Origin of the sequence: Micromonospora sp. NPDC000121 (genome assembly GCF_042899165.1) — a bacterium.
Lineage (GTDB): Bacteria > Actinomycetota > Actinomycetes > Mycobacteriales > Micromonosporaceae > Micromonospora.
In genome coordinates this window covers 274,988-296,580 of sequence record NZ_JBIAZP010000001.1, presented here as the reverse complement: position 1 = coordinate 296,580, position 21,593 = coordinate 274,988, and the positions used below count along the sequence as shown (strand labels likewise).

General features: G+C 72.5%; 18 protein-coding genes, 1 tRNA gene and 1 riboswitch. Of the genes, 9 read left to right on the top strand and 10 right to left on the bottom strand.

What is annotated here, in order from left to right; all coding sequences use genetic code 11:
* Positions 1–238: 238 nt before the first annotated feature.
* Positions 239–760: a YcxB family protein gene (locus ACFY23_RS01450; protein ID WP_350683114.1), complete on the top strand. Its 522-nt coding sequence runs from the start codon at positions 239–241 to the stop codon at positions 758–760.
* A 172-nt stretch (positions 761–932) separates the two neighbouring features.
* Here ACFY23_RS01450 and ACFY23_RS01445 read toward each other — a convergent pair.
* Positions 933–1,006, bottom strand: a tRNA-Gly gene (locus tag ACFY23_RS01445).
* Between the two features lie 405 nt (positions 1,007–1,411).
* On the opposite strand from ACFY23_RS01445, the gene ACFY23_RS01440 reads away from it, so the two are divergent.
* Entirely contained in the window at positions 1,412–2,398 is a 987-nt protein-coding gene (locus ACFY23_RS01440; RefSeq protein ID WP_350683115.1) for a zinc metalloprotease, read from the top strand.
* 116 nt (positions 2,399–2,514) lie between these two features.
* Here the strand turns inward: ACFY23_RS01440 and ACFY23_RS01435 are convergent, their stop codons facing one another.
* On the bottom strand, positions 2,515–3,060 hold the full coding sequence (locus ACFY23_RS01435) for a pyridoxamine 5'-phosphate oxidase family protein (protein ID WP_350683117.1): 546 nt from the start codon (positions 3,058–3,060) through the stop codon (positions 2,515–2,517).
* A gap of 78 nt (positions 3,061–3,138) precedes the next feature.
* Between ACFY23_RS01435 and dcd the strand changes: the two genes are divergently transcribed.
* Entirely contained in the window at positions 3,139–3,717 is a 579-nt protein-coding gene (gene dcd / locus ACFY23_RS01430) for a dCTP deaminase (RefSeq protein WP_350683119.1), read from the top strand.
* Between the two features lie 72 nt (positions 3,718–3,789).
* Here dcd and ACFY23_RS01425 read toward each other — a convergent pair whose 3' ends face one another.
* Positions 3,790–4,830 (bottom strand): NlpC/P60 family protein, encoded by a 1,041-nt coding sequence (locus tag ACFY23_RS01425; RefSeq protein ID WP_350683121.1) that lies wholly within the window; start codon positions 4,828–4,830, stop codon positions 3,790–3,792.
* A gap of 12 nt (positions 4,831–4,842) precedes the next feature.
* A riboswitch (cyclic di-AMP (ydaO/yuaA leader) is annotated at positions 4,843–4,979 on the bottom strand.
* A 240-nt stretch (positions 4,980–5,219) separates the two neighbouring features.
* Here ACFY23_RS01425 and ACFY23_RS01420 point away from each other — a divergent pair.
* The gene (locus tag ACFY23_RS01420) at positions 5,220–7,241 is read left to right on the top strand and encodes a peptidoglycan recognition family protein (RefSeq protein WP_350683123.1); all 2,022 of its coding nucleotides are present in this window, start codon (positions 5,220–5,222) and stop codon (positions 7,239–7,241) included.
* A 63-nt stretch (positions 7,242–7,304) separates the two neighbouring features.
* Here ACFY23_RS01420 and ACFY23_RS01415 read toward each other — a convergent pair whose 3' ends face one another.
* The 3 genes from ACFY23_RS01415 to ACFY23_RS01405 form a co-directional block, all read right to left on the bottom strand.
* Entirely contained in the window at positions 7,305–8,318 is a 1,014-nt protein-coding gene (locus ACFY23_RS01415; protein WP_350683125.1) for an NlpC/P60 family protein, read from the bottom strand.
* 137 nt (positions 8,319–8,455) lie between these two features.
* On the bottom strand, positions 8,456–9,493 hold the full coding sequence (locus tag ACFY23_RS01410) for a hemolysin family protein (RefSeq protein WP_350683127.1): 1,038 nt from the start codon (positions 9,491–9,493) through the stop codon (positions 8,456–8,458).
* Complete coding sequence (locus ACFY23_RS01405) at positions 9,486–10,799, bottom strand: hemolysin family protein (protein WP_350683135.1); 1,314 nt, start codon at positions 10,797–10,799, stop codon at positions 9,486–9,488. The genes ACFY23_RS01410 and ACFY23_RS01405 overlap by 8 nt, the downstream gene beginning before the upstream one ends.
* Before the next feature lie 122 nt (positions 10,800–10,921).
* On the opposite strand from ACFY23_RS01405, the gene ACFY23_RS01400 reads away from it, so the two are divergent.
* On the top strand, positions 10,922–11,599 hold the full coding sequence (locus ACFY23_RS01400) for a GPP34 family phosphoprotein (RefSeq protein ID WP_350683129.1): 678 nt from the start codon (positions 10,922–10,924) through the stop codon (positions 11,597–11,599).
* Positions 11,600–11,659: 60 nt separating this feature from the next.
* Here the strand turns inward: ACFY23_RS01400 and ACFY23_RS01395 are convergent, their stop codons facing one another.
* Together ACFY23_RS01395 and ACFY23_RS01390 are read right to left on the bottom strand one after the other, a co-directional pair.
* Positions 11,660–13,855, bottom strand: coding sequence for a (Fe-S)-binding protein (locus tag ACFY23_RS01395; RefSeq protein ID WP_350683131.1), 2,196 nt, complete (start codon positions 13,853–13,855; stop codon positions 11,660–11,662).
* A gap of 365 nt (positions 13,856–14,220) precedes the next feature.
* Positions 14,221–14,484 carry a cell division protein CrgA gene (locus ACFY23_RS01390; protein ID WP_091100210.1) on the bottom strand — a complete coding sequence of 88 codons (264 nt, stop codon included), beginning with the start codon at positions 14,482–14,484 and terminating at the stop codon, positions 14,221–14,223.
* Positions 14,485–14,710: 226 nt separating this feature from the next.
* On the opposite strand from ACFY23_RS01390, the gene ACFY23_RS01385 reads away from it, so the two are divergent.
* Genes ACFY23_RS01385 through ACFY23_RS01370 form a run of 4 tightly spaced genes read left to right on the top strand, consistent with a single transcriptional unit; the run spans position 14,711 to position 18,242 of the window.
* Complete coding sequence (locus tag ACFY23_RS01385) at positions 14,711–15,520, top strand: DUF881 domain-containing protein (RefSeq protein ID WP_350683133.1); 810 nt, start codon at positions 14,711–14,713, stop codon at positions 15,518–15,520.
* On the top strand, positions 15,517–17,298 hold the full coding sequence (locus ACFY23_RS01380) for a class E sortase (RefSeq protein WP_350819239.1): 1,782 nt from the start codon (positions 15,517–15,519) through the stop codon (positions 17,296–17,298). The genes ACFY23_RS01385 and ACFY23_RS01380 overlap by 4 nt, the downstream gene beginning before the upstream one ends.
* Before the next feature lie 3 nt (positions 17,299–17,301).
* Entirely contained in the window at positions 17,302–17,583 is a 282-nt protein-coding gene (locus tag ACFY23_RS01375) for a hypothetical protein (protein ID WP_350683289.1), read from the top strand.
* Between the two features lie 8 nt (positions 17,584–17,591).
* Complete coding sequence (locus tag ACFY23_RS01370) at positions 17,592–18,242, top strand: aminodeoxychorismate/anthranilate synthase component II (protein WP_350683287.1); 651 nt, start codon at positions 17,592–17,594, stop codon at positions 18,240–18,242.
* Between the two features lie 147 nt (positions 18,243–18,389).
* Here the strand turns inward: ACFY23_RS01370 and pknB are convergent, their stop codons facing one another.
* Both pknB and ACFY23_RS01360 read right to left on the bottom strand, forming a co-directional pair.
* Positions 18,390–20,183 (bottom strand): Stk1 family PASTA domain-containing Ser/Thr kinase, encoded by a 1,794-nt coding sequence (gene pknB, locus ACFY23_RS01365; protein WP_350683285.1) that lies wholly within the window; start codon positions 20,181–20,183, stop codon positions 18,390–18,392.
* On the bottom strand, positions 20,180–21,592 hold the full coding sequence (locus ACFY23_RS01360) for a protein kinase (protein ID WP_350683283.1): 1,413 nt from the start codon (positions 21,590–21,592) through the stop codon (positions 20,180–20,182). The genes pknB and ACFY23_RS01360 overlap by 4 nt, the downstream gene beginning before the upstream one ends.
* Position 21,593 lies beyond the last annotated feature (1 nt).

The following is a 21,593-nucleotide window of genomic DNA, read 5'->3' as shown; positions in this document are numbered from 1 at the left end:
TGGCCCCGTGGATGGCCCGGCGGTTGGTTCCGACCGGCGGCCCTTCTCGCGTTCCTGCAACCGGCTTACCCGACGCCGGTACTGCCCGGCATATGAGCGCAAGGTCGGCAACGCCGGCCAATGAGTTGGTCTCCGCAACTTTGCGATGGGTACTTGTATTCGAAATCGAACGCGGAGATCCAGCGTTGACGGACGTAGCTGATCACGGCAGTCGGCACGGGCAGTACGATCCCGTCTCATGGTCGTGGACATGGGGCGCGACGGAAGACAGGACATGGTCGAGCTGGTCTACCGACCGACGCGCGCCGACATCCTCGCGGGCGTCCGGCTGCGTGAGCGCCGCCGGCGCCTCCACCTGGTCCGGTGGGGCTTCACGGGGCTGTTCGGGGTCGGCGCCGTGCTGGTCGTGACCGCACCGGAAAGCTCCGCGCAGTCGTTCGTGGCCGCCGTCTTCTGCGCTGCCCTGATCTGGTCGATCCCGCATCTCCAGGCCCACCACGTGCTGCGCACAATCTCCTGGCAGGGCGAGTACCGCACGTCCGTCAGCGAGACGTGGATCGCGACCGAGACCGCGCATGCGACACTCGTGCAGCGATGGTCAATCTTCCGCGGATACCGCGAGACCCACGACCACCTGGTACTGCTCAGTCGCGACCCGAACATCCTGCTCGTGGAGGTGCTGCCCAAGCGCGGGCTGCGCTCTCCGCAGGACGCGGAGCGGCTGCGGGCCCTCGTGAGCCGCCATCTGCCCCGCGTCTGAACCCCCTTCTCAGTCCTCCGCTGCCGGGCCGCGGGGCCCTCGACCTCGACCGCCGCCTTGCCGCCGACTGTCGGGTGCAGCGCCTCCCACTCGGCCTCACTGCGTGCCACCCCCGCCGAAGCAACGTCGAAGGCCCTGACCGGGACTCGCGTCCTGACCAGGGCCTTTCGCGTGGAGCGGGTGACGGGAATCGAACCCGCACTGTCAGCTTGGGAAGCTGATGTTCTGCCATTGAACTACACCCGCAGGCGGCACCACTGTACCTGAGTCGCCACGCCGGTGCACCCAGGTACCCCCTCCGGCGTCGCGCCGCGTCGCCCGACGGGCGCCCGGGTGGCCCGCGGCCACGGCCGCAGGAGCTGGACGCCCGCCACGGCGGCGACGATCCGTTCGTGCCGTGACGCGTAAGGGCCGGCCGACCCGGTACACCCGAAGATCGGCGTCACCGAGCCGTCGGGCAGCGCGGATCGCCACCCAGAATCACCGTTTCATCGCCAATTGTCGATCATTGTCGCCGCCGGCCAGGAAAAAGTTTCATCACGGCAACATATGGCCGTTCTCAAATTCGTCGATCGGTTGTAACGTCTGCCCAACGTTCTCAGCCACGGCGTGACATACCCCCTGTCGCGCCGGCCAGAAAGAGGTGGGCCCATGGGACTCCGTCCCAACCTGCTGACCCGGCGTACGGCCGGCGTCGCGTCGACGACCCTCGCGCTGCTGCTCAGCACCGCCGCGGTGGGCGTCGTCCCGGCCGCGTCGGCCTTCTCCGCCGCCCCGAGCGAGGTCTGCGTCGAGCCGGCCGACGATCACTCGCACGACGCCCGCGTCAAGGCGGGTGCCGCGACCAGGCACGAGCCGAACGAGCTGACCCTGGCGGAGACCCGCGAGCGCGAGGCCGACCTGGCCGCCGCCCTGCGCGAGCGCGCCCGGTTCCGCACCGGCGCCGGCGCCTCCGTCACGGCCACCGTCACCGTCCCCGTCGTGGTGCACGTGATCCAGAGGGACGCCACCCGGGCCGGCGGCAACATCCCGGACTCGATGATCACGGCGCAGATCAACGTGCTGAACCAGGCCTACAGCGGGGCGACCGGCGGTGCGCCCACCGCGTTCAGCTTCCAGTTGCAGAAGATCAACCGGGTGACGAACCCGGCGTGGTACCCGATCGTGCAGGGCTCCTCGGCCGAGCGGTCGATGAAGACCTCGCTACGCGAGGGCGGCAAGAACACCCTCAACGTCTACCTGGGCGAGCTGAGCAACGACCTGCTCGGCTGGGCGACCTTCCCGACCCGGAAGCTGAACAGCATGGACGGCGTCGTCGTGCTGAGCGAGTCGCTGCCGGCCGGCACGGCCACCAACTACAACCAGGGCGACACCGGCACCCACGAGGTCGGCCACTGGCTGAACCTCTACCACACCTTCCAGGGCGGCTGCTCCGGCTCGGGTGACAGCGTCAGCGACACCGCGCCCGAGGCGTCCCCGGCATTCCAGTGCCCGACCGGGCGGGACACCTGCACCGCCCCGGGCGCCGACCCGATCACCAACTTCATGGACTACACCTACGACTCCTGCATGTACCAGTTCACCGCCGGGCAGGCCAGCCGCATGCTGACCGCCTGGAACGCGTACCGCGCGGCGTAGTTCCGCCGTACGACCGGTGCCGGCCCCGCTCGACGGGGCCGGCACTGTCGTCTTCGGGGTCGGGGTGAGGCGGTGTGGCGCCCGGACGGGGACGGCCCGGGGCGCCACACCGCGTCTCAGGCGGCCGGGCGGGCGGCGAGGCCGCCGCAGCCCGACCGCGTCTCGGGCGCCGCCTCGTTGCCGGCGGCGGCCTGGGGGTCGAGCCAGACCTGGACGGCGGGCCGGCCGTGCCCCTCGCCGGCGCCGCCCGCGACGCCCGGCTCGCGGCGGGCGAGCATCGCCACGTCGACGGTGAACTCGAACAGCCGCCAGTCGACCTGCGGCGCGGCCCGGTGGTTGCGGGCCAGCCGGGCGACCCGGGCCGGATCGGTGACCGGCCGGGCGTGGCCGGCGACGTAGGCCTCGTCGTCGCTCTCCTCGGGCGGGAAGGAGTGCAGGGCGTAGCGGCCGTCGCGTTCCAGGTCGCGCCGCTTGGGCGAGTCGACCACGAAGCAGAAGAGCCCCTCGTCGGTGATCACCGGAGAGACGGGATGGACCCGAGGCCCGCCGTCGGCGCGGACGGTGGCCAGATAGCCGAAGCCCGGCCCGTACTGCTGCATGAGGGAGCGGATCCCGTCGGCGAGGCGGGGCTCGTCGGCGGCGAATTCGGACCAGGAAGCCATGCCGACATTCTATCGAACACGTGTACGAACAGGTAGTCCGACACGCAGGTCAGGCAGATCGCTCGCTAAGGTGGTGCGATGCTGCTCTCCGACCGCGACCTGGTCTCCGAGATCAAGGCGGGCACGCTCGCGCTGGAGCCGTTCGAGCCCACGCTGGTGCAACCGTCCAGCATCGACGTACGCCTGGACAAGCTCTTCCGCGTCTTCAACAATCATCTCTACACCCACATCGACCCGGCGATGCAACAGGACGACCTGACGTCGATGGTCGAGGTGCCGGAGGGCGAGCCGTTCGTGCTGCACCCGGGCGAGTTCGTGCTCGCCTCGACGCTGGAGGTGATCTCGCTCGGCGACCAGCTCGCCGGGCGGCTGGAGGGCAAGTCGAGCCTGGGACGACTGGGTCTGCTCACCCACTCCACCGCGGGCTTCATCGACCCGGGCTTCTCCGGCCACGTGACGCTGGAGTTGTCCAACGTGGCCAACCTGCCCATCACCCTCTGGCCGGGCATGAAGATCGGCCAGCTCTGCATCTTCCGGCTCTCGTCGCCGGCCGAGCACCCGTACGGCTCCGCCGTCTACGGCTCGCGCTACCAGGGGCAGCGCGGCCCGACCCCGAGCCGCTCCTGGCAGCACTGGCGCACCTGGCCGACCCGCTGACCCGACGGTCGCCTGTCAGGAAGGGGCCCTTCCTCTACCGAACGCGTTAGGAAGGGGCCACTTCCTGACACCTCAGCCGGGGCGGCCGTAGCTGTGGATCGGGCCGTCGTCGACCTTCTTCATCTTCACCGGCACGCCGGCGCGGGAGGCGTGCACCACCCAGCCCCCGCCGACGTACATGCCGACGTGGTGCAGGTCGCTGTAGTAGAAGACCAGGTCGCCCGGGCGCAGCTCGCCCCGGCTGACGGTCGCGGTGACCCGGCGCTGCTGCGCGGCGTTGTGCGGCAGCGAGACCCCGGCCTTCGCCCAGGCGGCGAGCATCAGGCCCGAGCAGTCGTACGCGTCCGGGCCCTCGGCACCCCAGACGTAGGGCTTGCCGATCTGGGCGCAGGCGAACTTGACCGCGGTGCCGGCCCCGCCACCGGGATAGCTGGCCGGGCAGGGGGCGGGGCGCAGCGGGCCGCCCCCACCGCTGCCGTAGATCCGTAGCCGCAGCTTCTGCAGCCGGTCGATCTCGGCGTTGATCTGCTTCTTCTTCGCGGCGAGCTGCGCCTCGGTCCGGCCGAGCTGGACGACCATCTCGTCCAGCGACGCCTTCTTCTCGGCCAGCCGGTCGCGCAGCTCGGCGACCTGCCGCACGTCCTGCTGCTGATGCCGGGCGAACCGGTCGAGCAGTTCGAGCTGGCCGACCATCTGGTCGGGCGAGCGGCTGCCCAGCAGGGCGTTGACGGCGGAGACGTTCTCACCCTTGTAGGCGCGGACGGCCAGCGCGCCGACCTTCTCCATCGCCTGGTCGACCTGCTTCTCCAGCGGCTCGATCTGCTTGGCGAGGGCGGTGGCCTGCCGGCGCTTGGCGGCCAGGTCCTGGCGGGTGGCGTTGTGCCGTTCGATGATCGGTTCGAGCTTGTTCCAGTCCTCGTCGATCTGGCGCTCGATCTCCGCGACCGTCGGTTCGGCGTGGGCCGCCGTGGCGCCGCCGGTCAGGACGACGGCGAACGCGGCCAGGGCGGCGAGGGCGGTGGTGCAGCGGTACCAGCGTGGGCGCGGCGCAGCCGTCGTCGGGTCGGCGGGCGCCGACCGTGCCGACGGTGGCCGCGGGGCATGGTGTGCCACCGGGCTCCGTACTCCTTCTTCCCATACCGCCTACCGGGTTAGCTGACGGGTTCGGGCGGGAAGGGGACGCCCTACCGCAGGTGCTGCGGATTCACCCCGGGTTACCTGGGTCCCCGGCTCGCTCGGGAGCGACTCGGCGGTGTCGGACCGTTACCGCCCGGGATGGACGGACTGTCGCCGGCCGACGATTGACCAGAGTAGAGACGGCCGTTATCGATCCGCAACCCATCGCGCCGTGACACACCGTGTTCATGTGGGCCGGTGGGAGCGCGCCACCCCGGCCGGCGAAATTTTCCTTCTTCGGCAAGTGGCGCATGGAAAGGTATTGACCGGAGGTGGTACCCGGGGCGAAGGTGGCCCCACATTCGCCCGTCCGACCTGGGGGTCTGATGCACCTGTCAGCGACATCGAGGAGCAGACGCGTCCTGCTGGCCGCCGCCGTGGCGGCCGCCCTGACGGCGACGCCGCTCACCGCCGCCGGATCCGCCGCCGCCGCGACGACGACCGACCGGCAGCAGCAGTACGCCGCCGCGGCGGCGGAGTACGGCGTGCCGGAGAGCGTCCTGCTCGGAGTCTCCTACCTGCAGTCCCGCTGGGACACCAACGCCGGAACGCCGAGCACCAGCGGCGGCTTCGGACCGATGCACCTCACCGACGCGGAGTACGTCGCCGCGCTGCCCGGGGGCACCCACCACGACGATGGCACCGAGGACCCACGTGGCGACGACTCGCGCCCGTCCCTGGCCGAGGCGCACGAGCCGCCGGACACCCCGCCGCCCGCCGAGGCCTCGCTGCGGACGCTCGACGCCGCCGCCGAGCTGACCGGCGCCAGTGAGGAGGCGCTGCGGACGGACGTCACGGCGAACATCCGGGGCGGCGCGGCGCTGCTGGCCGCGTACCAGAAGCAGATCGGCGCGCCGGTCGGCGCCGACACCGACCCGGCGGCCTGGTACGGCGCGGTGGCCCGCTACTCGGGCGCGGACAGCACCGACGCCGCGGCGGCCTTCGCCGACGAGGTGTACGCCACCATCGGCGCCGGGGACAGCCGGGTGACCGACGACGGGCAGCAGGTCACCCTGGCCGCCCGCGCGGTGCAGCCGGAACGCTCCTGGCTGGACCGGCTGGGCCTGCGCAAGGTCGCCCGGCCCGACGGTCTGGAGTGCCCCGACACCATCTCCTGCGAGTGGATCCCGGCGCCCTACGTGCAGTACGGCCCCACGGTGGGGGACTACGGCAACCACGACCTCGCCGACCGGCCGACCCAGCAGAAGATCGAGTACATCGTCATCCACGACACCGAGGGCTACTTCGGGCCCAGCGTCAACCTGGTCAAGGACCCGAGGCGGGTGGGCTGGCACTACACCCTGCGCTCGGTGGACGGCCACATCGCCCAGCACATCAAGACCAAGGACGTCGGCTGGCACGCCGGCAACTGGTACGTGAACGCCAAGTCCATCGGCCTGGAGCACGAGGGCTTCGCGGGCCACGGCACCTGGTACACCGAGGCGATGTACCGCACCTCCGCCAAGCTGGTCCGCCACCTGGCGCTGCGGTACAACATCCCGCTGGACCGCCAGCACATCATCGGCCACGACAACATTCCCGGCACCGTCGCCTCGACCGTGCGCGGCATGCACTGGGACCCGGGCCCGTACTGGGACTGGTCGCACTACTTCGACCTGCTGAAGGCGCCGTTCTCGTCGACCGCCACGCCGCAGACGGGGCTGGTCACCATCGACCCGGACTTCGCCACCAACCAGCCGCAGTTCACCGGCTGCAACCGGCAGCCCCCGGGCGTGCCGAACCCGCCCCCGCCGGCGGCGCCCTGCCCACTGCGCGGCTCGTCCGCGGTGATCCTGCACAGCGCGCCGAGCCACGACGCGCCGCTGGTCAACGACATCGCGCTGCGGCCCGACGGCACCCCGAACACCATGTACATCTCCGACCACGGCGCCCGGGCCTCCACGGGGCAGACGTACGCCCTGGCCGAGGTGCGGGGCGACTGGACCGCGATCTGGTACCTCGGCCAGAAGGCGTGGTTCCACAACCCCGCCTCGAAGCCGACCGCGAAGTGGTCCGCCGGCTTCGTGGTGACCCCGAAGGCCGGCAGGGCCACCATCCCGGTGTACGGCCGGGCGTACCCGGAGCAGGCCGCCTACCCGGCGGGCGTGCCCTACCAGCCGATCTCGCCGCTGCAGTACACCCTCTCGGCCGGCCAGCGGTACGCCGCCGGCCCGGTGCTCCCCGGCGAGTACTACCGGGCCGTCACGTTCGACGGGTCGTCTCCGGGTGACTGGACGGTGGTCCGCGGCGAGAACGAGTACGTGCAGATCCAGTTCGGTCACCGGTTCATGTACGTCAACCGGGCCGACGTGGACGTGCTGCCGTCCGCACTGGGCGCGCCCAACTGACGCGTCGCACGACGAGGGCCCCCGGTCGAGTCGACCGGGGGCCCTTTCGTGCGTGGTGCGGGATCAGCCGGGCCTGCGGAACCCGGCCACCGGCATCGTGTTGATGCTGGAGACGTTCACCGGCTTGCCGGCCCGGGGCGCGTGCACCATCTTGTCGTTGCCGAGGTAGAGGCCGACGTGGTGCAGGTCGCTGAAGAAGAACACCAGGTCACCCGGGCGCGCCTCGGAGCGCGGGATGGCCTTGCCCTCGTTCCACTGCGCGCCGGTGAAGTGCGTCAGGTGGATGCCCGCCGCCTTGTAGGCGTACTGGGTCAGGCCCGAGCAGTCGAACGAGTTCGGGCCGGTGGCACCCCAGACGTACGGGTCGCCGACCTGGGCGCAGGCGGTCTTGATGGCGGTCCGGGCCGCCTCGCTGACCACGCCGTTGATGGTGGGGCACTTCTCCGTCTTGACGGTGGTCACCGGCAGCGACGCCTCGAGCTTCTTGATGTCGGCGTCGATCTGCTTCTTCTTCGCCGCCAGGTCGTTCTGCTGCTTGGTCTGCGCGGCGATCAGCGCGTCGAGCTTCTGCTTCTCCGCGTCGTACTTGTCGCGGACCTTGGTGACGCCCTCGAGCTGCTTGCGCTCCTGGGCGGCCAGCCGGTCCAGGAGGGTCAGCTGCTCGGTGAGCGTGTCCGGCTTGGCGCTGACCAGCAGCGCGCCGATCTCCTGCGACGGGCCGGAGATGTAGTAACGGGCGGCGAGGTCACCGACCCGGTCCATCGCCAGTTCGGTCTCCAGCGCCAACGGCTGGATCTTCTTCTGCAGATCCGCCGACTTCTTGCGGTTGACCTTCAGCTGCGCCCGCACCTTGTTGTACTGCTCGATGGTGGGCTCGAGCTGCTCCCACTTCTTGTCGATCGCGGCCTCGATCTCGTCGACCGAGGGCTCGGCGTACGCGGGCGCGGCGAGCACGCCGACGCCGACGACCGCGGCGGCGACCAGGGTGAGCAGACGGTGGGCGGCCCGGCGCAGGCCACCCGGACGAGCAGATCGTCCCGGTGCGTGACGATGAGGGGGCATGGTTGCCACCGGCACCGACTCCTTTTGCAACCCGACCGCCGGGCGTCTCGCGGGAGGAAAGAGGGGCGAGACAGACGACCCACACAGCGGCCGGTGCCCAACATTAGGGAAGGCGCCCAGCGGAATCAAGGCGACCATCGTCCACATCACGCCTAGGCAACCGGCTGCGCACCCAGGGTGTCGGCCCGGCGACCGACGATCGCCGTCAATACATCTTCCAACGTCACCACGCCGAGCGGACGCCGGCCGTCGCTGACCAGCACCATGTGCCGCCGCTCGCGGCGCATCGACAGCAGCAGGTCGGCGAGCGTACGGTCCGGCGGCACCACCGCCAGCGGCCGATAGACCTCCGCCGGCACCGGGGCGCGCCGGCTCACCCCGGTGTACCCGAGGACGTCCTTGACGTGCACGAAGCCGAGCACCCGGCGGGTGGACCGCTGCACCACCGGGAAGCGGGACCGGCCCGTCCGGGTGGCCAGCACCTCCAGCGAGGCGGGCGAGACGTCCTCGGCGACGGTGGTCACCGTCGACCAGGGTTGCAGGGCGTCGGCGGCGGTCCGGCTGTGCAGGGCGAGCGCGCCGGTGATCCGGGCATGCTCCTGGGCGTCGAGCAGACCCTCCGTACGCGCCTGCGCCACCAACCCGGCCAACTCCTCGGCCGTGAAGACAGTCTTCACCGCCTCGGTCGCCTCGATCCGCCACAGCCCCAGCACCCGGCGGGCGGCCCACTTCATCGCCAGCAGCAGCGGCTTGGTGGCCAGGCAGAACGCCAGCATCGCCGGCCCCAGCCAGAGTGCCGAAAGCTCGGGCCCGGCCAGCGTGATGTTCTTCGGCACCATCTCGCCGACGACCGTGTGCAGGAAGACCACCACGCCGAGGGCGAGCACGAAGGCCACCGGGTGGACCGCCCGGTCGGGCAGCCCGGCGGCGTGGAACGCCGGCTCCAGCAGATGTGCCAGGGCCGGCTCGGCGATCGCGCCCAGCCCCAGCGAGCAGACGGTGATGCCGAGCTGCGCCCCGGCGATCATCAGCGGGATCTGGTTCATCGCCGACAGCGCCCAGCGGGCCCGCTTCGAGGTGGCCGCCAACGGCTCGACCACCGTACGCCGGGACGCGATGAGCGCGAACTCGCTGCCCACGAAGAACGCGTTGCCGAGCAGCAGCGCCACCGTGACCAGCAGTTCAGGCATCGTCGCTCGGCTCCTCGGGGCGGACCACCCGGACCTGCTCGATGCGGTGCCGTTCCACCTCGACGACCGTGAACTCGTAGCCGGACTCCTCGACCGTCTCGCCCGCCACCGGGATGTGCCCCAGCCGGGCCATCAGGAACCCGGCGAGCGTCTCGTACGGCCCCTCGGGCAGCCGGAAGCCGGTCTGCTCGGCCAGTTCGTCGGAGCGCAGCACCCCGTCGACGAGGACGGTCCGCTCCCCGCCCGGCACGGTCAGCTCGACCGGGCCGGCATCGCCCACCGCGTCCGGGTCGAACTCGTCGGCGATCTCGCCGACCAGTTCCTCCACCAGGTCCTCTGTGGTGACCACCCCGTCCGTGCCGCCGTACTCGTCGACGACGATGGCGAGGTCGGCGCCGGCCGCCCTGAGCGCGGCGAGCACCCCGTCGAGGTCCAGGCTCTCCGGCACGTACACCGGCTCGCGGGCCACCGACCCGACCGTGGTCGAGCCCCGCCTGGCCGGCGGCACGCCCAGCGCGTCGGGCACCCCGGCGACGCCGGTCACGAGGTCCAGGGTCTCCTCGTACACCGGGAAACGGGTGCGCCCGGTCTGCCGGGACAGCGCCAGCAGCTCGGCCACCGTGGCGGTGGCGCGCAGCGCGACGACGTCCACCCGCGGGGTCATCGCCTCGGCGGCCCGCTTGTCGCCGAAGCGGATGGTCCGGCGCAGCAGCATCGCGGTGTCGGGTGGCAGCGCGCCGGCCCGGGCCGAGATGGCGGCCAGCAGGCCCAGTTCCTCCGGCGAGCGGGCGCTGGCCAGTTCCTCCTGCGTTTCCACCCCCAGCAGGCGGACCAGGCGGTTCGCCGAGTCGTTGAGCGCCCGGATCAGCCAGCCGAAGGTGCGGGAGAAGGCGCGCATCGGCCCGGCGGTGGCCAGCGCGGTGGGCATCGGCCGGGCCAGCGCGAGGTTCTTCGGGACCAGCTCGCCGAAGAGCATGGAGAGCAGGGTGGCCAGGGCCAGGGCGAGGAACGGGGTGAACCGGTCGGCGGCGTCCCCGGCGACCGGCCGCAGCAGCGGGGTGAACAGCCGGGCCAGGGCCGGCTCGGCCAGGTAGCCGGTGAGCAGGGCGGTGAGGGTGATGCCGAGCTGCGCCCCGGAGAGCTGGAAGGAAAGCTCCCGCAGCGCCCGGCGTACGGTCGCGGCCCGGCCCTCGCCCGAGGTCGCGCGGCGCTCGATCTCGGGCCGGTCCACGGTGACCAGGGCGAATTCGGCCGCGACGAAGAACGCGTTGCCGCCGGTCAGCAGCACGAACCCGACCAGGGGCAGCAGCGTGGTCAGCAGCAGGCCATCGATGCTCGTCTCACCTCGGCGCGATTCTCGCACGCGGGGGCGGCCTGGTCACGGCGCAAATCCCGGGTCGCTCGCCCGGCCCGGCTACCGTCGTGCCCATGGTCGCACTCACCCTCGCACACGAACTGGCCCTGCTCGGCTACGACGACGCGGGCGTCGACCGGCTCGGCCGGCCGGCGCTCGACCAGGGCATGGCCGGTGCCCTGCTGCTGGAGCTGGCACTCGCCGGTCGGGTCGAGGTCGCCGACGACCGGCTGGTGGTGACCGACCCGACGCCCGTCGGCCAACGGCAGCTCGACGACGCGCTGGCCCGGATCGGCGCCGACGGGAAGCGTCGCCAGCCCAAGGACTGGATCGGCCGGCTCGCCAAGGACCTGCCCGAACAGGTGCTGGACGGGCTGGTGACCGCGGGCGTGCTCCACCGCGAGTCGGACAGGTTGCTGTGGATCTTCCCGCGTACCCGCTATCCGTCGCCCACCGGGGCGCAGCCGGAGGTGGAGACGCAGGCCCGGCAGCGGATGGTCGATGCGGTGGCCGGGGACGGCCCGGTCGACGCGCGGACCGCCGCGCTGATCGGCCTCGCCAGGGCCGTCGGCCTGGACCGCGAGCTCTTCGCGGACCTGCCCGGGGAGCAGGTCGAACGCCGGCTGACCGAGATCGCCGCCGGGGACTGGGCGTCCGCCGCGACGCGGAAGGCGATCGAGGAGACCCGCGCGGCCGTGCTGATGGGGAGCGCCGCAGGCACGGCCGCCATCATCGGCGCCAGCGTCGCCTGAACGACGACGGCGGTGGCACCGGGAGGTGCCACCGCCGTCGGGCGTTCCAGGGAATACGCGTCAGCCGGCGACCGGCGTGATCTCCTTGTCGCCCGGCGCCGGCTCGGGCTTCACCGAGCGGAGCAGCACGCTGGCCACGTCGACGACCTCGACCTGCTCGCCGGCGCCCTTGCCGTTCACGCCGTCGTTGAGCATCGTCGAGCAGAACGGGCAGCCGACGGCGACCGTCCGCGCCCCGGTGGACATGGCCTCCTCGACCCGGTCCACGTTGATCCGCTTGCCGATCTTCTCCTCCATCCACATCCGGGCGCCGCCGGCGCCGCAGCAGAAGGAGCGCTCGCTGTTGCGCGGCATCTCGGTGAGCTCGCCGGCAATGGCCGTCCCCAGCACCTCGCGCGGCGGGGCGAACACCCGGTTGTGCCGGCCCAGGTAGCAGGGGTCGTGGTAGGTCACGCCGCCGTCGACCGGCTGCACCGGGGTGAGCTTGCCGGTGGCGACCAGGTGCGCCAGGAGCTGGGTGTGGTGGACCACCTCGAACTCGCCGCCGAGCTGGCCGTACTCGTTGCCCAGGGTGTTGAAGCAGTGCGGGCAGGTGGCGACGATCTTGCGCTTGCTCTTCTCCCGGCCCTCGAACGCCTCGTTCAGGGTCTCGACGTTCTGCTGGGCGAGCATCTGGAAGACGAACTCGTTGCCGATCCGGCGGGCCGGGTCGCCGGAGCAGGTCTCGCCCTCGCCGAGGATCGCGAACTTGACGCCCGCCTCGTTGAGCAGCGTGGCGACCGCCCGGGTGGTCTTCTTGGCCCGGTCCTCGAACGCGCCGGCGCAGCCGACCCAGAAGAGGTACTCGAAGTCGTCCACCTCGCCGACCCGCGGCACCTCGAAGTCCAGGCCCTTGGTCCAGTCCTCGCGGGTGTTCTGCGGGGCGCCCCACGGGTTGCCCTTGTTCTCCAGGTTGCGCAGCATCACGCCGGCCTCCGACGGGAAGCTCGACTCGATGAGCACCTGGTAGCGGCGCATGTCGACGATGTGGTCGACGTGCTCGATGTCGACCGGGCACTGCTCGACGCAGGCGCCGCAGGTGGTGCAGGACCAGAGCACGTCCGGGTCGATGACACCGCCCTCCTCGGCCGTGCCGATCAGCGGCTTGTCACCCTCGGCCAGGGCCAGCACGTCGACGTGGGCGAGCTGCGCGGCGGTGGCCTTCTCCTCGCCGGTCAGGTCCTTGCCGCCGCCGGCCAGCAGGTACGGCGCCTTGGCGTACGCGTGGTCGCGCAGGCTCAGCACCAGCAGCTTCGGCGACAGCGGCTTGCCGGTGTTCCAGGCCGGGCACTGCGACTGGCAGCGGCCGCACTCGGTGCAGGTGCTGAAGTCCAGCAGGCCCTTCCAGGTGAACTGCTCGACCTGGGCGACCCCGAACTGGTCCTTCTCCGGGTCTGCCTCCTCGAAGTCGAGCGGCTTGCCCTGGCTCGTCATCGGGCGCAGTGCGCCGAGGCCGGAGCCGGCGCGGCCCGGGTCGCGCTTGAAGAAGATGTTGGGGAAGGCGAGGAAGCGGTGCCAGGCGACGCCCATGGTGACGTTGAGCGCGATCACGATGAGCCACGTCATCGAGATGGCGATCTTGATGAGGGCGGCGATGCTGACGCCTGCGTCCCAGTTCGGCAGCGCCGCGCCCACCGCGTGGCTGAGCGGGGTGGCCCAGACCGGGTACTCGAAGTGGTCGGTGGCGACCTTGAAGCCCCGGATGAGGAAGCCCATGACCAGCACCGCGAGGACCACGGCCTCGACGAAGTACCCCTGCCACATGGTGGAGCCGGTGAACCGGGAGCGACCGCCCGGCCGGGTCGGCCGGTTGCGGACCCGGATCGCGATCAGCACCAGGATGCCGACGATGCCCAGGATCCCGATCAGCTCGGTCACCGCGCCGTAGAACGCCCAGCCGCCGATCAGGGGCAGCCCGCCGGTCGGGGAGACGACCTCGAAGTACGCCTCGAGCACCAGCAGCGACAGCACGATGAAGCCGACCATCACGAACCAGTGCGCCGCGCCCACCACGCTCCAGCGGAGCATGCGGGTGTGGCCGGCGGTCTCCGCCAGCATGGTCTTCGTGCGGGTGCCCTTGTCGACGAACCGGGTCGGGTCTGGCTGACCCAGCCGGATGACGGCCACCATCCGCATGACCGCGCGTACCGCAAGCCACACCGCCACGGCGGTGATGGCGAACGCGAGGATCGTGGTGACGATCTGGACGCTGCCCATCGAGTTGGCCTCCCGGTCTGCTGCCTGTCGAGCGGCTCGGCGACCGGGGCCGGGTCAGGGGACGGTCGGCGAGCCGCCACCACCGCACCCTCGACCGGACCGGTCGATGACCTCGCTCCGCTCGGTCATGCAATGCAGCCTACGCGCAAGGTTACCCAGCGGTAACGTGAGACATCTCGCACTCCGGCCGCGCCGCCCTGCGCACACCATAGGTGGCCCGACCCGAAACCGCCGGGCAGGGTCTCCGCCGCGTGACGCGCTCGCCCGGGGCGCACCGCGCCGGGCGGCCCCGGCGGGGCCGGATCATTGCGGGGTCTCCGCCGCGTGACGCGCTCAGCCGGGGCGCACCGCGTCGGGCGGGCCGCTCAGCGCCAGCGGGAGAGCAGGATCAGGGAGGCGACCATCGCGCCGAAGCCCACCGCGAGGTTCCAGTAACCCCACGACATGACCGGGTACTCCTGCTCGGAGAGGTAGTAGACCACCAGCCAGCCGATGCCGAAGACGATGAGGGCGACCGCCGAGATCGGCAGCCACACCGGGCTAGGCTTGCGCGTCGCCGCCGTGGCCGTCGGACGGACGTCCGTCGGCGGGGTGTACACCTTCTTCTTGCGGACCTGAGACTTGGGCACGACGCTCTCCAGAGGGGTGACGACCTCGTCCGGCCTGACAACCGGGCGCGGGGGCGACGGTCCATGGCCAATAATGTTCGACAGCTAGCGTAGTCCCGAAGACCCGTCCAAGCCACGAATGGGGTCAGGCCGGTGCTCGGAGTGACCGAAAAAGGCGGGACTGTTCGGGTCGCCGCACCGGCCCGCCCCCGCGCGGGCTGACCAGACGACGGGGAAGGAACGCTCGGTGGAGTACACATCCGGCGCGGCATCCTGGCAGAAGGTGCTCCGGCGGGTGGTCGCCGGCCTCCTGCCGCGGCGGCCGCGGCAGCGCCGACCGGGCTGGTCGATCGGGGTGCCGCTGATCGCCGCCGCGGCCGGGCTGCTCTTCACCACCACGGCGACCACGGCCGGCGGCACCGCCCTGCGCGAGGACCGGCGCCCCCAGCTCAACCAGCTCATCGAGGACCGCCGCGCGGAGGTGGCGGCCAGCGAGCAACGCGCCGCCGCGCTGCGCGGCGAGGTCGAGGGCCGCACCACGGCGCTGGCCAGCTCGGACGGCCCGATCAAGGAGCAGCAGGACCGGGCGGTGGCCAGCCGGGAGGCGGCCGGATTCACCGCGCTCAGCGGCCCCGGGGTGACGGTGGAACTCAACGACGCGCCCCCGCGCCGCAACGACGCGGCCCTGCCCCCCGGGGCCACCAACGACGACCTGGTCGTCCACCAGGGGGACGTGCAGGCGGTGGTGAACGCCCTCTGGGCGGGTGGCGCCGAGGCCATGTCCATCATGAACGTCCGCGTGCTGTCGACCAGCGCGGTACGCTGCGTGGGTAACACCCTGCTGCTGCACGGCCGGGTGTACTCCCCACCATTCAAGATCGTAGCAATCGGCGACCCCGCCGCCCTCCAGCGGGCCCTCGCCGACTCTGAGGGAGTCCGGTTGTTCAGGGACCTGGTCGACGACTACAAGCTCGGCTACAAGGAAACCGTCTCCACGGTCGCCGTGCCGGCGTTCGAGGATTCGACCACGCTCCGGTCGGCGACGGTGCCACGGTGAACCGAGACGACTGGTCGGGGGAGCCCGACGGCCGGCGCCGCGGCCAGGGCGACGGCCCGACGGAGTTCCTGCCCAAGGTCGATCGTCCCGCCCCGGCCGGAGCCTGGCCGGAGCCGACGCTGCCGCCCCGCTCCCCGGCGTCGCGCCCGCACGGTCCCGGCCCCTCGGTCGGCGACGGCCGCCCACCCGGCGGCCCGCCCACCGGATGGCCGCGCGCCGTGTCCGACCCCGTCCGCTTCGCCGACTCCGCCCGATCCGCCGACTCCACCCGGCACGGCGGCCCGGCGCGCTCCGGCGGCCCGGAGCGGGAGCCGGGTCGTCCCGCGAACCCCGGGCGATTCGCCCCCGGCGCCGACCAGGCCCGCGCCACCGCCGACCCGGCGCGGCCCGCCGACCCGGACCGCCTCGGGCCCGGCCGACCGGCCGGCCACGGCCGCTCCGACTTCGGCCCGTCCGCGGGCCGCTCCGACTTCGGCCCGCCCGCGGGCCGCTCCGACTTCGGCCCGCCCACCGGCCACACGAACGTCGGCCCGCCGGCCGCTCCCCTGGACTTCGGCCCGCCAACCGGCTCCGCCGGCCGTGGTGCCGCCGCCCCGCCGTGGCCGGGCGCCGGCCCGGTCCGGCCGGCCACCCCGCCGCACCCGGCTCCGCCGGCCGACGCCGTCCGGCGACCGGACGCCACCTGGGCGGGCAGGCAGAGCGGCGAGCGGTCGCTCCGTCCGCCCGTCGACCGCACCGCCGCCCAGGGCGACCGGCCGACCACCGACGGGCCGACCGCCTTCATCCCGAAGAGCGGCGCGGCCGGCGGGGGGCCGTCCGCCCCGGTCTCGCCGGCCGCCCCCGACCGCTCCGCCGACCCCGGGGCCACCGCCGTGATCCCGGCCGTCTCCGGGCGTACGCCGGCCGGCTCGGCGGCCCTGGTCGAGTCGACCGCCCTGATGGGGGCCGTGCCACGGCCACCTAAGACGGACGAACCCGGCATCCCCGACGCCGCCGCCGAGCAGCCGAAGCCACGCCGGGGCGAGCGGGTCGTCCAGCTCCGTCCCGAGCAGACCAACGCGGGCTACAGGAGCGTCTACTCGGAGCTGACCCGGCCGACGCTCGGCTCCCGGCTGCGCGCCGGCATCCGGATCACGGGCGAGGTGCTGATCACCTTCGGCATGGTGGTGCTGCTCTTCGCCGGCTACGAGGTGTGGGGCAAGTCGGCGATCGTCGACGCCCACCAGAACGACCTCAGCCAGCAGTTGGCGCAGGCGTGGGGGCCGGACGGCGACCCGACCGTGGCACCGACGGCCAGCGCGTCCACCAAGCCGAAGCCGCCCGCGCAGGGCAAGCCGATGGCGGGGCTCTACATCCCCAAGCTCGACAAGAGCTGGGTCGTGGTCGAGGGCGTCACCCAGAAGGACATCCGCTACGCGCCAGGCCACTACCCGTCCAGCGCCCTGCCGGGCCAGGTGGGCAACTTCTCCGTCGCCGGGCACCGCAACCGCGCCACCTTCTGGCGCCTGGACGAGCTGAACGACGGCGACGCCATCGTGGTGGAGGGCAAGACCGACTGGTACGTCTACAAGGTGACCCGGAACCACATCGTCAAGCCCACCCAGGTCGAGGTGGTGGCGCCCGTGCCGGGCAAGCCCGGGCAGAAGCCGACCAAGTCGATGCTCACCCTGACCACGTGCAACCCGAAGTTCGACAACTACCAGCGCCTGATCGTCCACGCCGAGTTGGCGCGTACCCAGCCGAAGTCGGCGGGTCGCCCGGCGGAACTGGGAGGCTAGGCGGTGTACGGCTGGATCTGGCGCAAGCTCCCCTTCGGGCTGCCCGGCAAGCTCGTCGGTAGCCTGCTGATCGCCAGCGCGATGGTGGCCCTGCTCTGGTACGTGGTCTTCCCCTGGGCCGAGCCCCTGCTGCCCTTCGACGACGTGCAGGTCACGCAGGAATCCGGCGAGCCCGGCGACGTCGACGTGGTGCCCGGTGACGAGGAGACCGCGCCCGGCGACGGGCACGACCTGCCGTACGACACCGAACGCAACAACACCCCGCCCCCCTCCCCGGACGAGTGAGCCCTCCGATGCGTGTCCTGGTGATCGACAACTACGACTCGTTCGTGTTCAACCTGGTGCAGTACCTGGGCCAGCTCGGCGTGGACTGCGAGGTCCGGCGCAACGACGAGATCGAGGTCGCCGAGGTGGGCAGGGCCGGCGCGGCCGGCGTCCTGTTGTCGCCCGGTCCGGGCAGCCCTGACCGGGCCGGCATCTGCCTCGACGTCATCCGCCAGTACGCGGGCGAACTACCGATCTTCGGCGTCTGCCTGGGGCACCAGGCGATCGGCGAGGCGTTCGGCGCCACGGTGGCCCGCGCCCCCGAGCTGCTGCACGGCAAGACCTCCGAGGTCCGCCACCAGGGCGTCGGGGTGCTCGCCGGCCTGCCGGACCCGTTCACCGCCACCCGCTACCACTCGCTCGCGGTGCTGCCCGAGACGCTGCCCGAGGAGCTTGAGGTCACCGGCTGGACCGGTTCCGGGGTGGCGATGGCGATGCGCCACCGGACGCTGCCGATCGAGGGCGTCCAGTTCCACCCGGAGTCCGTGCTCACCGAGGGCGGCCACCTCATGCTGGCGAACTGGCTCGCCGCCTGCGGCCACCCGGAGGCGCTGGAACGGGCCCCGGAGCTGGCCGCCGAGGTGGACGCCCGCCGCCGCGCCGCCTTCGCGAGCACCTGACAGTCGTCGCCGCGTCGGATCGTCACGACTCGTTGTCGTCCTCTCTGCGCGCCGCACGGCCCGAACCGGGGCGAGCATCCGCCCGGCCGACGGACCTGGCCGGCAACGCCTGGCCGACGGGTCCCGGCGGGGAGTCACCCGCCGGGGTTACTGCTCGGAGAGCCGGGCCGGTGGGGTGGTCGGGAACAGCGGGAAGCCGCCGCCCTCACCGGACGGCGTGGTGGTGGGCGTGGGGCTCGGCGTGTCGGACGGCGTCGGCTCGGCCTGCGGCACGCTGACCACGATCGTCACCGTCTTACCCTTCGCGAGGCTGCTGCCCGGTCGCGGGCTCTGCGAGAGGACCCGCCCGGCCTCGGCCGCCGGCACCTCCCGGCCCTGCTCGACGTCGACCTCGTAGCCGGCGTCCTCCAGCTCCTTCTCGGCGTCCTCCTCGGTCGAGCCGACCACGTTGGGCACCTGGCCGACGTTGCCCTTGGAGACGGTGAGGGTCACGACCGTCTTCTCGGCGACCTGCTTCCCTTCCTCGGGCGACACGTCGAGGACGATGCCCTCCTGGTCGGCGCTGTCCTTCTCGACCTTCTTGACCTGGAAGCCCGCCTCCTCGAGTCGCGCCTTCGCGCTCTCGTACGTAGAGCCGGTGAGGTTGCTCGGGATGGCCTTCGTGGCCGGGCCGCCGCAGACCTGGACGACGACCTCCCCGTTGGGCTGCAGGGCCGAGTTGGCGGCCGGCGTCTGGTTGACCACCTGGCCCTTCTTGCAGGTGGCGTTGAAGACCTGCTCGCCCTCCCTGGGCACCAGGCTGGCCTGCTCGATCCGGGCGAACGCCTCCTGCTGCGTCAGGCCGGTCACCGTGGGAACGGTGACCTCGTCGTCGCCCTGGTTCAGCAGCGCGGCGGCGAGGGCGATCACCGCCAGCACGCCCACCGCGGCGAAGGTGGCGATCAGCCAGGACGACGCCCGGCGCCGGCGCGGGTCGCCGACGCGGGCCGGGATCTGCCGGGTCTGCGGGGCGCCGGGCGGGGCCGGGTAGCCGGCACCGGCCGGGACGACCCGCGTCGCCTCGTCCTGCGGCAGCACGGGGGTGGCCAGCACCGGGCGGCCGGCGGCGGCGCGGAGCAGGTCGGCCCGCATCTCGCCGGCGCTCTGGTAGCGGTTGAGCGGGTTCTTCGACAGCGCCTTGAGCACGATCGCGTCGACAGCCGGGTTCACGTCCGGGTTGATGTCGCTCGGGGTCGGCGGGGCCTCTCGCACGTGCTGATAGGCCACGCTGACCGGGCTGTCGCCGACGAACGGCGGGTGCCCGCAGAGCAGCTCGAAGAGCACGCAGCCGGCGGCGTAGACGTCGGACCGGGCGTCGACCGCCTCGCCGCGCGCCTGCTCCGGCGAGAGGTACTGCGCCGTGCCGATCACCGCGCTGGTCTGGGTCATCGTGGTGGCGCCGCTGGCCAGCGCCCGGGCGATGCCGAAGTCCATCACCTTGACCTGGCCGGTCTGGGTGAGCATCACGTTGCCGGGCTTGATGTCCCGGTGGATGATGCCGTGCCGGTGGCTGAACTCCAGCGCCGCGCACATGTCGGCGCAGATCTCCAGCGCCCGGCGCGGCTGGAGCCGCCCCTCGACGCCGAGGACCTCCTTGAGGGTCCGCCCGTTGACGAACTCCATCACGATGAACGGCAGCGTCTCGCCGGTCGGCGCGGTCTCCTCGCCGGTGTCGTAGACGGCGACGATCGCCGGGTGGTTGAGAGACGCCGCGTTCTGCGCCTCGCGGCGGAACCGCATCTGGAAGGTGGCGTCCCGGGCCAGGTCGGTCCGGAGCATCTTGATCGCGACGTCCCGACCGAGCCGGAGATCGCGACCGCGGTGCACCTCGGCCATGCCGCCGTAGCCGAGCAGCTCGCCGACCTGATACCTGCCACCGAGCAGGCGGGCCTGCGCTGTCATCGCGTCTGTCGTCCTTCGCTCGTCGTCTCGTCGCCGCCCGGCCGGGGCAGTTCCTGTCGACGGTACGACGTCCCGGCCGGATCGTCGCGTCCGTCGGGCCGCAGCGCGCCGGACGTCACCGTCAGCGGGGCGACCGCGCCGGCTGCGCCGGACTGCTGCGACCGCTCCTTCAGGTTGTAGGAAATCACGCCGGAGCAGACGAGGACCAGTACGGCCAGGAGGATGGCGAGTAACACCATCCCGGGCCGGGACCGTCGGCCGCCGGGCTGGGGCGCCGGAGGGGCGGCCTGCCCCGCGTACGCCATCGGACGGGCCGGCGGCACGGGCGCCGCGCCGCGTGGATAGCCGGGCGCGGCCACGGGTGGGCGGGGCACCGACGCGGCGGGCGCGAGGGCCGTGGGGCGGTGCGGCGCGGCGGCCGGGCGGGGCGCCGCCGCGGGCGGGCGCGCTGGCTGCGGGGCGGCGGTCGGCGGCCGGTGCGGGGTCACCGGCGGACGCGCCGTCGGAGCCGGCACCTGGGCGCGGCCGGGCGCGGCGGCGGGCGACGCCGGGGCTGCGGAGATCGGACGACCACCCGCGCGGGCCTGCTGGGAGAGCTGGGCCTTCATCTGCCGGGCCACCCCGGCCAGCGCGGCGGCGCTGGGCCAACGGGCGGCCGGGTCCTTCGCCAGGGCCCGCTCCACCACGGCCCGGACCTGCGGCGGGATGTCGGCGGGCAGCGGGCGGGGGGCCTCCCGGACGTGCCGCATGGCGATCTCGAGGGGATTGTCGCCCTCGAACGGGCGGCGGCCGGCCAGGCACTGGTACGCGACCACGCCGAGCGCGTAGACGTCGGAGGCGGCCGTGGCGACCCCGCCCGTGGCCTGCTCCGGAGAGATGTACGAGGCGGTGCCGAGCACCGAGCCGGCCGCGGTGAGCTGGGCCACCAGATCCGACCGGGCGATGCCGAAGTCGGTCAGCACCAGGGTGCCGTTGGGCCGGACCAGCAGGTTGCCCGGCTTCACGTCCCGGTGCACGATGCCCTTCACGTGCGCCGCGTGCAGCGCGTCGGCCGCCTGGGCCACCAGCGCCATCGTGCGGGCCGGGGTGAGCCGGCCCACCCGGGCCAGCGTGGCCGACAGCGCGTCGCCCTCGACGTACTCCATGACCAGGAAGGCGATCTGCTGGTCGTTGCCGAAGTCGTAGACGTCGACCACGCCGGGGTGGTTGATCGTCGCCATGGTGCGGGCCTCGCCACGGAACCGCTCGGCGAAGTCGGGGTCGTCGAGCAGCGCGGGGAGCAGGCTCTTGACGGCGACCGTCCGGCCGAGCACCTGGTCGGTGCCGCGCCAGACGTCGCCCATACCACCGCTGGCGATCCGCTCGTCGAGGCGGTAGCGGTTGCCGAGCTGCACCCCGGGGCTGAGCATG

Bases quoted from the DNA above. Each gene is read 5' to 3' on its own strand.
- ACFY23_RS01410 (WP_350683127.1), bottom strand. From the start codon at position 9,493: ATGCCTGAACTGCTGGTCACGGTGGCGCTGCTGCTCGGCAACGCGTTC.
- ACFY23_RS01420 (WP_350683123.1), top strand. From the start codon at position 5,220: ATGCACCTGTCAGCGACATCGAGGAGCAGACGCGTCCTGCTGGCCGCC.
- ACFY23_RS01400 (WP_350683129.1), top strand. From the start codon at position 10,922: ATGGTCGCACTCACCCTCGCACACGAACTGGCCCTGCTCGGCTACGAC.
- dcd (WP_350683119.1), top strand. From the start codon at position 3,139: ATGCTGCTCTCCGACCGCGACCTGGTCTCCGAGATCAAGGCGGGCACG.
- ACFY23_RS01440 (WP_350683115.1), top strand. From the start codon at position 1,412: ATGGGACTCCGTCCCAACCTGCTGACCCGGCGTACGGCCGGCGTCGCG.
- ACFY23_RS01435 (WP_350683117.1), bottom strand. From the start codon at position 3,060: ATGGCTTCCTGGTCCGAATTCGCCGCCGACGAGCCCCGCCTCGCCGAC.
- ACFY23_RS01360 (WP_350683283.1), bottom strand. From the start codon at position 21,592: ATGCTCAGCCCCGGGGTGCAGCTCGGCAACCGCTACCGCCTCGACGAG.
- ACFY23_RS01370 (WP_350683287.1), top strand. From the start codon at position 17,592: ATGCGTGTCCTGGTGATCGACAACTACGACTCGTTCGTGTTCAACCTG.
- pknB (WP_350683285.1), bottom strand. From the start codon at position 20,183: ATGACAGCGCAGGCCCGCCTGCTCGGTGGCAGGTATCAGGTCGGCGAG.
- ACFY23_RS01395 (WP_350683131.1), bottom strand. From the start codon at position 13,855: ATGGGCAGCGTCCAGATCGTCACCACGATCCTCGCGTTCGCCATCACC.
- ACFY23_RS01450 (WP_350683114.1), top strand. From the start codon at position 239: ATGGTCGTGGACATGGGGCGCGACGGAAGACAGGACATGGTCGAGCTG.